The following is a 12,637-nucleotide window of genomic DNA, read 5'->3' as shown; positions in this document are numbered from 1 at the left end:
CGTCCGGTCAGCGCAGCAGGAAGAGGCTCGCGGTGATGGTCAGGCCGATGACGAGCCTCTCGAAGAGCTTCTGGTCGATCGAGCGCAGCAGGCGCCTGCCGACCACCGCCCCGAGCAAGACCAGCGGCACGAGCACGAGAGCCGTGCGCAGGGTGTCGAGGGTGACGAGGGACAGACCGATCGAGAAGGGCAGCTTGACGAGGTTGGTCGCGAAGAAGAAGCACGCGGCGGTCCCCATGAACCGCAGCTTGGTCGCCCCGACCGACAGCAGGTAGAGGCTCATGACAGGCCCGCCCGCGTTGGCGACCATGGTGGTGAACCCGGCGAGGGTCCCGTAGACCGACCCGACCCCGAGGTGCGGACGCTGAGCAGCTAGGTCTTCTGCAGGGACCGACGCACCGAGCGCGACCGGCATGTCAGCGGCGTCAGCGGCACCGGCGTCGCCGGACCCGTCCTGCGCGGCATCGCGCTCCGCCCGCCGGGCCGACCGACGGTCGACGAACCAGCGCAGGGCGCGGACCGCGAGGAGCGCCAGCAGCACCCCGCCGATGGTCCGGCGCATGACGAGGTCGTCGACCCGCGCGAGGAAGACCACCCCGACGAGCACACCGCCCAGCACGGGCAGCAGCATCCTGGACAGCAAGCGCCAGTCCGCCTGGCGCCAATAGCTGCTGACCGCGACGAGGTCCCCGCAGAGCAGCAGCAGGAGCAGCAGCCCTGTCGACTCCTTCGCAGGCATGACCGTGGCGATCAGCGCGACGCCGAGCGTCGAGAGCCCCGGCAGTGCGGACTTGGAGACGCCGACCGAGAGCGCGACGAGGGCGAGGACGAGCCAGGTCGTGAGGGTCATGGAGGGTGGAGGACGCTCAGCGTCCAGGCACCCCGGCCTGCTCGTCGGCGGACGTCCAGAGAGCGCTGGCCCCGTCGGCCAGGTCCTGGGACCCGGGGTGCTCGGCCGTCGCGAGCGGGACGAGCACCGTGTCGACCAGCCTCTCGAGGTACGAGGGGTCGAGAGGCTTGCCCGTGGTGACCTTCTGGTAGGAGATCATCGCAGGGGCGATGGTCGCGATCATGTCGAGGTCGCGCCCCGGGGGGATCTCGCCCCGGCGCTCGGCGCGGTCGAGCAGGTCACGCATGAGCTGTGTCCGCGCCTCGACGAACTGGCGCTGGAAGGCCGCGGCGACCTGAGGGTCCTCGCGGATGACGGCGGTCAGGCCGGCCATGAGGTCTTCGGTGTCCGAGCGCAGGTGCTTGACCTGCCGGATGCTCAGCAGGTCCCCGCGGAGCGATCCCGTGTCAGGGATGTCGTCGACGGTGAGGTCGCCGTAGCGCCGGCAGGTGATCGCGTCGACGGTCAGATGCGTCTTGGACGGCCAGCGCCTGTAGAGCGTGGCCTTGCCCGCGCCTGCGCGCTCGGCGACGGCGTCCATCGTCATGTTCTCGAAGCCGCGCTCGACGAGGAGCTCGCGGGTCGCGTCGAGGATCGCCTCGTCGCGCGACTCGTCCCGGCGCCGTCCGGGCCGGCGTGCGCGCTCGGGCGACGTCGCTGTCACGTCCTCGTGCTCCACGTCCATCAGGCCCCCTCTCGTCGGTGCCCATTGTGGGCAGAGAGCACCGCGAAGAACAAATCGAGACCGAGGGGTTCCGGAACTGGTCAGTTCTGTATTACGGTCAGTGCTCCGACCACGACGTCCCCGGAGACACCCATGCCCTCACCCTCCACGCCCCAGAAGCCCGCGGCTCCGCCCGCCGGGCTGGCGGCGACCCCGACGTCGACGCACGGCTCGCGCCGCTGGCTCGTCCTCGCGACCGTCGCCCTCGCCCAGCTCATGGTCGTGCTCGACGCGACCATCGTGAACATCGCCCTCCCCTCGGCCCAGCTCGACCTGGCCTTCAGCGACAACGACCGCCAGTGGGTCGTCACCGCCTACGCCCTCGCCTTCGGCAGCCTGCTGCTGCTCGGCGGGCGGCTCTCCGACATGCTCGGCCGCCGCCGCATGTTCCTCATCGGCCTCGTCGGCTTCGCCCTCGCCTCCGCCCTCGGCGGAGCAGCCGTGAACTTCCCGATGCTCGTGGGCGCCCGTGCGCTCCAGGGTGTCTTCGCAGCCGTGCTCGCACCGGCCGCTCTCTCGGTCCTGACGACCACCTTCACCGACCCCAAGGAGCGCGGTCGCGCCTTCGGTGTCTTCGGCGCGATCGCCGGGATGGGCGGCGCCATCGGCCTGCTCCTCGGCGGCTTCCTCACGCAGAACCTCGACTGGCGCTGGAACCTCTACGTCAACGTGCTCATCGCGGTGATCGCCTTCGTCGCGGGCACCGTGCTGCTCCCCCGCGGCGGGCACTCGGGTCGTCAGTCCCTCGACGCCCCGGGCGTGCTGCTCGGGTCTGTCGGGCTCTTCGCCCTCGTCTTCGGCTTCTCCCAGGCCGAGCCGCAGGGCTGGGACGCTCCCGTCACCTGGGTCTCGCTCGCCCTGAGCGTCGTGCTGCTCGTCGCCTTCGTGCTGCGTCAGCGGACCTCCGCGAACCCGGTCCTGCCCCTCGGCATCATCCTGGACCGCGACCGCGGCGGCGCGTTCATCGCGATCCTCGTCGCCGGCTCGGGCATGTTCGGCGTGTTCCTGTTCCTCACCTACTACCTGCAGGCGACCCTCGCGTTCAGCCCCATGCGTACGGGCACGGCCTTCCTACCGATGGTCGTGTCGATCATCATCACCGCGCAGATCCAGAACAACATCCTGCTGCCGCGCCTCGGCCCGCGGATCATCGTGCCGATCGGCATGGCCCTCGGCGCCCTCGCGATGTTCTCCTTCACGCTCCTCGAGGTCGACAGCACCTACATCCACGTCCTGCCAGGTCTGATCCTGCTGGGTGTCGGGATGGGCTCGATCATGCCGCCGTCCTTCCAGATCGCGACCCTCGGCATCGACCGCCGCCAGGCTGGAGCGGCCTCGGCGATGGTCTCGACCTCGCAGCAGGTCGGTGGCGCGATCGGCACAGCGCTGCTCAACACGCTCGCTGCGACGGCCGCGACCAGCTACATCGCGACGCAGTCCTCCCAGACCCCGCAGGTCATGGCCGAGGCGGCCCTGCACAGCTATTCGACCGCCTACACCGCGTCAGCCGTGATCTTCCTGCTCGGCGGGATCGCGACGGTGTCGCTGTTCCGCACCCGCACCGACCGAGCCGCACGAGCCGCCGCGAGCGCACCGCTCGACGGCGACCAGGCCCCTGTCGTCGCGCACTGACGATCGCCCTGCACCGGGTCGTGACCAGACCCAGCTCAGCACGACGACGCGCCTGCGAGATCTTCGCAGGCGCGTCGTCGTGTGAGAGAGGCGGTCGAGAAGAGGCCCGGAGGCGCGTAGGTCCGGCGCGACGGCTGGTGACGCTGTCGTTTGCGCTCCGGACCGGCGGCCGCCCCGTTCCTCTCGGCTCAGCCCGCCAGACGCACCCGGTACGTGCGCACCTCGAAGGGCGTGAGCGCGACGGCGATCTCGCCGCCGGGTGCTGAGACCTCGGCCGCGACGTCTTCGATGAGCGACGCCTCGTGGACCGCCGCGGCAGGAGCCGCGACCTGCACTGTCCCGGTCACGCGACGCCCGTCGGGCTCGTAGACCCGGACGACGAGGTCGCCCGAGCGGTCGGCCGCGAGCTTGACGCCCGAGACGACGATCCCGTCGGTGGCCGAGACCAGGGCCTCGACCGGCGACCCGGTCCGCTCGCGGGCCGGGAGGTTGAGGGCGAGCCCGGCCTCGGTCGCGTCGGCCGTCGACGCACCGATGACAAACCCGTAGCGATGCGTGTGCTCCCCCTGGTCGGTCTCCGGGTCGGGGAAGCGCGGCGCACGCAGCAGCGAGAGCCGCAGCGTGGTCGTCACACCCGTCTCGGGGTCGGCGTCGCGGGTGACGTCGTAGCCGTAGGTCGAGTCCGTCACGAGCGCAGCGCCGAAGCCCGGCTCGCTCACGTGCACGAACCTGTGCATCGAGGTCTCGAACTTCGCGACCTCCCAGCTCGTGTTGGTGTGCGTGACGCGCTTGGCGTAGCCGAACTGTGTCTCGGCGGACGTGTGCTCGGCCTGGATCGCGAGCGGGAAGGCGATCTTGAGGAACTTCTCGGTCTCGTGCCAGGCCGTGGTCTGGGTGATCTCCACGGTCCGCGACCCAGGCCTGAGCACCAGCTCCTGCACCACACGCGACGCCGAGAACGACCGCTCAATGCGCACGTGTGCCGCACCGTCGCGCGTCTCGTGGTGCAGGGCGTCGACCCTGCGGAGGTCGTCGACGCGGTTGCGGTAGTACCTGTCGACGTCCCACGCGTCCCACATGTTCGGGAAGTCCTGGTGCAGCTGGAGCAGGTTCGCCTCCTGTCCTGTCGCGACGGTCTCACGCCCTGTCGTGAGGTCGACGGCCGAGGTGATGAGACCCTCGGCCGAGATCGTCACGCGGACGAGGTCGTTCTCGAGCACCAGCGTCCCGTCGGCCTGGGTCAGGGAGACGGTCCCGGTCGCCGGCGCCGCGACAGCCGCCGAGTGACCGGCCACGCCGTCACGCAGCAGCGGCGAGGCGTTGAAGACGATGCGCTCCTGCCCCTCCCCTGCGAGCACAGCCTGGGCCTGCTCGATGATCGCTGTCGCCTCGGCCGCCACCCGGGCGTACTGCTCGACGGCCTCACGGTGCACCCAGGCGATCGAGGTGCCCGGCAGGATGTCGTGGAACTGCAGCAGCAGCACCTGCTTCCACAGGGCGTCGAGCGCGTCGTGCGGGTAGTCGAGCCCGGCCCGGACGGCAGCCGTCGCGCTCCACAGCTCGGCCTCGACGAGCAGGTGCTCGGTGAGCCTGTTGCCCTGCTTGGTCTTGTGCTGGCTGGTCAGGGTGGCGCGGTGCAGCTCGAGGTAGAGCTCGCCGACCCAGACCGGCGGCTTCGGCAGCTCGCTCTTGGCCCGCTCGAAGAACACGTCGGGGTGCTCCCAGCGCACGCGTGCGCTGCCCTCGAGGTCGGCGAGGCGCTCGGCCTTGCCGGTCATCTCACGCGTGGTGCCACCACCGCCGTCCCCCCAGCCGACAGGGGCGATCGACCCTGTCGCGACGCGCGACTCGCGAAACTGGCGGGATGCCTTGGCGACCTCCATGCCGGACAGCTGGGAGTTGTAGGTGTCCATCGACGGGAAGTGCGTGAACATCCGGGACCCGTCGATGCCCTCCCACGCGAAGGTGTGGTGCGGGAACTTGTTCACCTGGTTCCACGAGATCTTCTGCGTGAAGAACCAGTCGAAGCCTGCCCGTCGCATGAGCTGCGGCAGGGCCGGGGAATAGCCGAAGGAGTCCGGCAACCACACGCCCGCCGAGCGCACACCGAACTCCTGCTCGAAGAACTGCTGCCCGTAGAGGAACTGCCGGGCGATGGCCTCACCCGTGGGCATGACCGTGTCCGACTCGACCCACATGCCGCCGAGCGGCAGAAAGCGCCCGTCCGCGACGGCGGCCTTGACCTTGGCGTAGACCTCGGGGCGGTGCTCCTTGATCCACGCGTACTGCTGCGCGCTCGACATGCCGTAGAGGAAGTCGTCGGTCTGCCCGATGAGCTCGGTCATGGTCGACGTGGTGCGGGCGACCTTGCGGATCGTCTCGCGGACGGGCCACAACCAGGCGGAGTCGATGTGCGCGTGACCGACGGCCGACACGACGTGCGCGCTGGCCTCGGCGGGCGAGGCGAGGGCCGGGGCGAGCGCGGCACGGGCGTCGGGAGCCGTCTCGGGGATGCGCTGCAGGTCGAGGACGTCGAGGGCGTCGTCGAGGGCCTGGAGGATGCGCATCCGGCGCGGCGAGCTCTCGGGGAGCTCGGCCTGGAGCTCGAGCAGCACCTCGACGTCGAGGGAGAGCTCGTGCACCTCGGGCTCGAAGACCGCGAGGTCCGCGTGCCGGAAGGTGTACAGGCGCTTCGGCGAGGAGGTCCGGACGTCGCCCTCCTGGGTGGGGAGGAAGGGGTGGTAGTCGAGCAGGACAGGGTTGGAGGCGGCCTCGAGGAAGAGGTCGACGGTCTCGTCACCGTCGGCGTGGTCGGCGACCGGCACCCACTGGTTGCGCGGGTTGAGGGACTTCACGGGTTCACCGTCGGCGGTGTAGACGAGGCCTTCGCACTGGAAGCCCGTCATGTTCTGGTCGAAGCCGAGGTCGACAAGCAGCTCGACCCGGCGGCCGGCCCACTCGGCAGGAACCGTGGCCGCGAGGTGGAACCAGGTGGTCCCCCAGGCCGGTCCCCAGAGGGACCCGACCTCGAAGGGGCTGAAGTCGAGCGCCCGACCCTCGGCCGGGGCGATGGGCTCCCCGGGGAGCTCGTGCCACGACACGTCGACAGGCGTGCGGTGGGAGTGGATCGCGGGGCGGATGCGCTCGGTCAGGACACGGGCGGCCCGTCCTGTGGTGAGGGGGATGTCGTCGTGCATGGTCTGGGTGATCCGTTCGTCGGGAGCGGTGGTCCGCAGCACTGCGGGCGGCGGGTCGGTCGGCTCGGGTCGGTGGGTGAGGCGTGGCAGGTCGGAGAGACGAGGTCGAGGCGGTCAGATCCGGTCGAGGTGGACGAGGTGCGAGCCTCGCCCGATGGGTGCGGGTCGTGTGACGCGCACCGGTCAGGTCGACAGCGTCGCGGCCGCTCCCCCGAGGAGCGCAGAGTCGTCTCCGACGGTCTCGGTCGAGTCGTCAGCGCCGCCGGTCGGCCTCTCGAGGCGGGCGACCCCGCGGCCGTCCAGCAGCACGCTGTCGTCCACGCGGGACTGCAGGACGACCTGCGGTCCCCGGCCGTCTCGGTCGGCCGCGTGCATCCACGCGTCGAAGAAGCTGCCGCCGGGTGCGCACGACGCCCTGTACGGCGCCGAGTCGTCGAGCACCAGCCCGGCGGCAGACGGTGCAGGTGCAGGGGCGTCGCGCAGCTCGCGGGCGAGCTCGGCGAAGGCGTGACCCGTCGGCTTCACACGTCCGTGCTCGTCGATCAGCCCGAGGTCGTACTCGACCGGCGGGAAGTCGAGCATGCTGCGCGAGACGTCGTGCGAGCACCACCAGGTGATGCCCGACAGCCCCGGCACGTCTGCGGAGTTCCGGACGGTCTGCTCGAGGAAGGACACGGCGTCGTCAGGGTCGACGACTGTCGTGGGGACCCCGACCTCTTGCAGCCAGACGGGGCGCTGCGCGTCCGTGTGCCACGCAGCCGCGAGCTGGACCAGGTACTCGGCGTGCCGCACCGACCCGGTCCCGAGCCCACCGTGCCGCTGGGCAGCGCCGTTGAACACCCACGAGTGCACGACGGTCTCGTCGCCGAGCTCGGCGGCGTGCTGGGGCACGAAGGGCTGACGCTCGTCGTACCAGGTCGCGTCGTAGGCGGCGTGGGTGACGATCCCGTCGGTCACCTGCCGCGCGGCGCCGAGCAGCCGCTCCAACCAGGCCTGCGCCTGGGGCGCGTCGATCTCGTGCGGTCGGGGGTGCGGCCGGGCGGCGAACTGGTTGACCTCGTTGCCGAGCGTCAGCCCCAGGAGGTTGGGCTTGTCACGCAGCACGTCGCCGAGCGCCCGGAGATAGCTCTCCTGGCCCGCGAGCGCCTCGGGGTCGGTGAACATGTTGCGCTCGTGCCAGGTGGTCAGCCACGCGGGCAGGAAGTCGAAGCTCGACAGGTGACCCTGCAGGGCGTCGACGTTCACGTCGAGCCCGGCCTCCCCCGCGGCGTCGACCATGTCGGCGACAGCGGCGAGACCGGCTGGGCGGATGAGCCCGCGGTTCGGCTGGATGAGGTCCCACAGCGGGAAGATGCGCACGTGGTCGAGACCGAGCCCGGCGATCTGCTCGAAGTCTCGGCGGACCTCGTCGAGGTCGAGGTCGAGCCACGAGTGGAACCAGCCGACACGCGGCGTGTAGTTGATGCCGAACCTCATCGCTCGGACCTCCTGCCGGGACGCTCGGCAGTCCCGGGTGCCGGGTTCCGACCGGGCTCGTGCAGAGGGTGCCGGTCGAGCGGGTCGGGCAGGACAGATCTCATGGAGGTGCTCCGGGGGTGTGAGGACGAGGTGCCGGGTTCGGCTGCGAGCAGCGGATTCGGTGGGTGGACGCTCACCCCTTCACGCCGCCCTCTTCGATGCCCTTGAAGAAGTGCCGCTGCAGCGTCGCGAAGACGATGGCGATCGGGATGAACGCGATCATCGAGCCTGCCGCGATCATCCGCTGGTCGTTCGCGAAGGTCCCCGAGAGGTACTGCAGCCCGATGGTCAGCGTGAACTGGTCAGGGCTGGTGAGGACGATGAGCGGCCAGAGGAAGTCATCCCATGCGCCGATGAAGCTGAAGATCGCGATGACCGCGACGGTCCCGCGCACCGACGGCAGAGAGACGCTCCAGAACCGTTGGAAGGCGTTGGCGCCGTCGATGACGGCGGCCTCGTCGATCTCACCGGGCAGCTGGCGGAACGCGTTGTACATGAGCAGCACGTTGAGCGCGGCGATCATCCCCGGCAGGGCGACTCCGAGCAGCGTGTCCGCGAGGTTGAGGTTCCGGATGGTCACGAAGTTGGCGATGATCGTCGCCTCGCCGGGCAGGATCAGCGTCGCGAGGAACAGACCGAGCGCGATCTTGCGGCCGCGGAAGCGCAGCCGTGCGAGCGCGAAGCCGGCGAGCGTCGAGAAGACGACGTTGCCCGCGACGGCCAGGGCGGCCACGAAGAGCGAGTTCCCGATGAAGGACAGCACGGGGATCGCATCCATGACGCGGGTGTAGTTGTCGAGGGTCGGCTCGGACGGCCACAGCTGCGGGATGCGGGTGTAGATGTCTTCGCCGGTGCTCTTGAGGGAGGTCGAGAGCTGCCAGAGGAACGGTCCGATCGAGATGAGCAGCACGAAGATCAGCAGCACGTAGCGCAGCACGAGCTCGCGCCGGGTCACCGACCCGAAGACCTTCGACTGGCGGCGACGGGTCTTCCTCTCCGGCGGGGCGGGCGTGGGCGGGACGACGGCGGGGGTCTTCTGGTCGGTCACGGGGCTCATTCGCTGCCCTTTCCGTTGAGCTTGCCGAGCAGGAGCAGCGGGACGAGCGTGATGAAGAACATGAGGATGCTCAAGGCGCTCGCATAGCCGAGGTCGCCGGTGAATCCGCGCGAGTACTGCTGGATGAGCATGACCAGGGTCATGGCCTCACCTCCGGCGCCGCCCGTGCCACCGGTCATGATGAACACCTCGCTGAACACGCGCAGCGCGGCGACGCAGACGAGCACCGCGATGAGGAGCATCGCGCCGCGCACGGCAGGGAGCGTCACGGCGAAGAAGCGTCGGACCGCACCGGCGCCGTCCATCGCAGCCGCTTCGTGGAGGTCCTTCCCGACGTTCCCGAGCGCCGCCAGGTAGATGATCATGTAGTACCCGAGGCCCTTCCAGACGGTCAGGCTGACCGCGCTGAGGACGATGAGCCACCGGTCGGTGAGGAACGGCAGCGGACCCTGGATGATCGACAGCTCTTGCGCGAGCCCGTTGACGAGGCCGCGGTCGTCGAGCATGAAGGTCCAGATGAGCGCCACGACCACCGCCGAGGCGATGACCGGCGTGTAGAAGGCCGTCCTGAAGAACGTGATGCCTGGGATCTTCTTCTCGACGAGCAGCGCGATGAGCAGCGGCAGCACTGTCAGCAGCGGCAGGCACACCAGCATGAAGACCACGCTGTTGACCAGCGCGTTGACGACCTGGTCGTCACGCAGGATCAGCGAGAAGTTCTCGAAGCCGATGTACTTCTCGTTCCCGCCGAGCGGCTTGGCGTTGGTGAAAGCCATCCGGACCGTGTTGAGCGAGGGCCAGATCGAGAACACCATGAGCCACCCGAGCGCGGGGGCGAGGAACAACCACGGCGTGATCCGGCGTGTGGTGCGTGTGGGCCCGGTGTCCCGCCGGGGACGACCGGAGACCGGTCCTCCCGCGGCGGGAGCGGAGACGTCGGTGACGGTCATCTCCGCGTCCTACTGGCGGGCCAGGAGGTCGTTGAGCTTCTCGACCGACGCGTCGAGGGCCTCCTGACCGCTGATGTCGCCGCGGATCGCGAGGGCGATCTGCTGGGCCAGGTAGTCGTTCATCGCACCGTTCACGGTGTACGGGGTGAGCACCTCGGCGGTCTCGAGGGAGGCGAAGCCGAGCACCCGGGCGTCGCCCGACGGGGTGCCGTCGGTCTCGGTGAAATACGAGTCGTCCGAGGACCCGAGGGTCGACGGGAAGACGTTGGCGACCCGGGCGAAGTCGTTCTGGTTCTGCGCGTTCGTCACGAACTCACCGAAGGCGATGGCGGTCGCGAGGTTCTCGCTGTTCGCCGAGACGCTCACACCCTGCACGTAGAGCGGCGAGATGTTGAGCGCCTTGCTCATCGCGACGTTGCCCTCGAGGCTCGGGTTGTCCTTCTGGAAGTCGTCGATCGACGTGGCGCCGCCGGTCGTCCAGGCGACCTTCCCCTGCGTGAACAGCTGGGAGTTGCCGAGGTAGTCGGCGTTGAGCACGCTCGGCGGCATCTCGCCGTTGGCGTAGGCCGCAGCATAGCGGTCGATGATCGCGGCGGCCTCGGGGGTGTTGAAGACGAACTCGGTGCCGTCCTCGTTGAGGATGTCGATGCCCTCGAGCGTGAAGTCGCCGACGCCGGGCACGCGGCTGATGAGGTAGTTCTCGGGGCAGTTCTCGGCCATCGTCGAGGCCTGCTCGAACAGCTCGTCCGTGGTGGCCGGCGGCGCCGAGGAGTCGAGACCGCACGCGTCGAGCTGCTCGGCGTTCCAGTAGTTGACGTCCGTGCCGAGGTACCAGGGGTAGCCGTAGACCCCGTCCTTGCCGGTGAAGCGGAACGCGTCGACCGACCCGTTGACGTAGGTGGCGTCCATGTCGGTGCTCTGGCTGACGTCGTAGAGCAGGTCCTGCTCGGCGAGCGGGAGCACGAAGTCCGGCGGAAGGTTGACGACGTCCGGGAGCGTGTTCGTGGAGGCCTGCGAGAGGACCTTCTCGGAGTAGCCGTCGCCCGGCTGGTCGACGAGCTCGACGGAGGTGCCCGGGTTGGCCGCCTCGAAGTCGGAGATGACGCCGTCGAGGTACTCCTTGTAGGTCGGCGTGAGCGACCAGGTCTGGAACCGGATCGAGCCGGCGACCTCTCCGTCGGCGTCGGAGCCGCCTGACGACCCTCCGCCGCCGCAGCCTGCGAGCAGGGCTGAGGCGACGAGGACGCCGACTCCTGTAGCCAGTGGTGTGCGGGAGAACCTCATGGTGCTGCTCCTTCGTTGGAGGGGCCGGCCGGCGGCGCTCGTCGTCGAGCGGCGCGCCGTGATGGGCCGAGGTGACCGTCGGGACACCGGGTAGATGACCGCGGTGACGCTGGGTGATGAGGTGTATCTTTGGCAACTAAACCGAGTAAGTCAAGGCCGTGTCAACCGGTTAAGTGCCGACTGAGGTGAGGATCGATGATGAGTCCCCGGGTCACACCACCGCGCCGCCGTGCGACGCTCAGCGACATCGCCGTGCGGCTGGGCGTCTCCAAGGCGGCGGTCTCCTTCGCCCTCAACGGGCGGCCCGGCGTGAGCGAGGAGCTGCGCGAGCAGGTGCTCGCGGTCGCCGCCGAGCTCCACTACCGCCCCAGCTCCGCGGCGCTCGCCCTCGGCGGGTCCAGGGCCGACGTCATCGGGCTGGTCCTCAACCGTCCCGCCCGGACCCTGGGCACCGAGGCGTTCTTCCCCGAGCTCATGGCCGGCATCCAGGCCGGCCTCGCCCCGACGCACACCGGCCTGCAGACCCTCGTGGTCGCGTCCCTCGCCGAGGAGGTCGACGCCTACCGCACGTGGCAGGCCACCCAGCGGGTCGACGGCGTCATCCTCATCGACCCGAGGCGCGACGACGAGCGCGTCGCCCTCGTGGCGGAGCTCGGGCTCCCTGCTGTGCAGATCGGCAGCCACCCGAGCGTCGACCCGACGGTCCCGACCGTCTGGGTCGACGACCACGAGGTCGCCACCCGCCTCTTCGACGCGATGTTCGCCCTCGGGCACCGCCGTGTCGGGTACGTCATGGGTCCGCTCGACCTCGAGCACACCGAGCTGCGCCGCCAGGCCTTCCACGACTGCGTCGGACGCTACGACGCCGGGACCCCGGTGTCCGTCGAGACGGACTACTCGGCAGAGGAGTCAGCGGCCGCGACGCTCGAGCTGCTGCGCCGCGACGACCGCCCGAGCGCCCTCGTCTACGACAACGACGTCATGGCCCTCGCGGGGCTGCGCGTCGCGCAGGAGGAGGGGGTGGCGGTCCCCCGCGAGCTGTCGATCGCGAGCTTCGACGACTCGATCGCGATGCGGCTCGTGCGGCCGTCGATCACCGCGCTGACGCGTGACACGTACGCGCTCGGGGAGCTTGCTGCGCGGACGCTCATGCAGGTGGTCACGGCGGCGGGGTCCGATGCGATGGTCGAGTCTGTCGCGGGGATGACACCGACGCTGTCGGTGAGGGAGAGCACGGCGCCGTCGCTCGACGCGCAGGGGTGACCAGCCGCCGGCCCGACCTGCGTCGTCACCCGTGAGACGAGCGACGCGCCTCACCCCCAGCGTCGCGACCCCGCTGCTGCACCCGCACACCGGCGTCGGGTAGAGCGCCGCAGGTCGCGGCAG

At 69.9% G+C, this 12,637-nt stretch carries 9 protein-coding genes; 2 read left to right on the top strand and 7 right to left on the bottom strand.

The genetic code is table 11. The features are described 5' to 3' along the window. Positions 1–7: 7 nt before the first annotated feature. A complete protein-coding gene (locus tag ASG53_RS09360) occupies positions 8–850 on the bottom strand; it encodes a TSUP family transporter (protein WP_056131914.1) in 843 nt (280 codons plus the stop codon). 16 nt (positions 851–866) lie between these two features. Further along, the gene (locus ASG53_RS09355) at positions 867–1,574 is read right to left on the bottom strand and encodes a TetR/AcrR family transcriptional regulator (protein ID WP_056131911.1); all 708 of its coding nucleotides are present in this window, start codon (positions 1,572–1,574) and stop codon (positions 867–869) included. A gap of 132 nt (positions 1,575–1,706) precedes the next feature. Between ASG53_RS09355 and ASG53_RS09350 the strand changes: the two genes are divergently transcribed. After that, the gene (locus tag ASG53_RS09350) at positions 1,707–3,245 is read left to right on the top strand and encodes an MFS transporter (protein WP_056131908.1); all 1,539 of its coding nucleotides are present in this window, start codon (positions 1,707–1,709) and stop codon (positions 3,243–3,245) included. A gap of 188 nt (positions 3,246–3,433) precedes the next feature. On the opposite strand, the gene ASG53_RS09345 is transcribed toward ASG53_RS09350, so the two are convergent. The 5 genes from ASG53_RS09345 to ASG53_RS09325 all read right to left on the bottom strand — a co-directional run bounded on the left by ASG53_RS09345 (position 3,434) and on the right by ASG53_RS09325 (position 11,251). Beyond that, a complete protein-coding gene (locus ASG53_RS09345; RefSeq protein ID WP_056134000.1) occupies positions 3,434–6,442 on the bottom strand; it encodes an alpha-mannosidase in 3,009 nt (1,002 codons plus the stop codon). Positions 6,443–6,625: 183 nt separating this feature from the next. After that, complete coding sequence (locus ASG53_RS09340) at positions 6,626–7,918, bottom strand: glycoside hydrolase 5 family protein (protein WP_056131906.1); 1,293 nt, start codon at positions 7,916–7,918, stop codon at positions 6,626–6,628. Positions 7,919–8,093: 175 nt separating this feature from the next. Continuing rightward, complete coding sequence (locus ASG53_RS09335; RefSeq protein ID WP_082543946.1) at positions 8,094–9,017, bottom strand: carbohydrate ABC transporter permease; 924 nt, start codon at positions 9,015–9,017, stop codon at positions 8,094–8,096. Beyond that, positions 9,014–9,967: a carbohydrate ABC transporter permease gene (locus ASG53_RS09330; protein ID WP_200945484.1), complete on the bottom strand. Its 954-nt coding sequence runs from the start codon at positions 9,965–9,967 to the stop codon at positions 9,014–9,016. The genes ASG53_RS09335 and ASG53_RS09330 overlap by 4 nt, the downstream gene beginning before the upstream one ends. A 9-nt stretch (positions 9,968–9,976) precedes the next feature. After that, positions 9,977–11,251, bottom strand: coding sequence for an extracellular solute-binding protein (locus ASG53_RS09325; RefSeq protein WP_056131903.1), 1,275 nt, complete (start codon positions 11,249–11,251; stop codon positions 9,977–9,979). A gap of 198 nt (positions 11,252–11,449) precedes the next feature. Between ASG53_RS09325 and ASG53_RS09320 the strand changes: the two genes are divergently transcribed. After that, complete coding sequence (locus ASG53_RS09320) at positions 11,450–12,514, top strand: LacI family DNA-binding transcriptional regulator (protein WP_235533890.1); 1,065 nt, start codon at positions 11,450–11,452, stop codon at positions 12,512–12,514. The last annotated feature ends 123 nt before the right edge of the window (positions 12,515–12,637 follow it).

It is taken from the genome of Sanguibacter sp. Leaf3 (assembly GCF_001425965.1).
In the GTDB taxonomy this organism is placed as follows: Bacteria; Actinomycetota; Actinomycetes; order Actinomycetales; family Cellulomonadaceae; genus Sanguibacter; species Sanguibacter inulinus.
The sequence above is the reverse complement of the archived record's forward strand: the minus strand, read 5'-3'. Positions and strand labels throughout refer to the sequence as shown.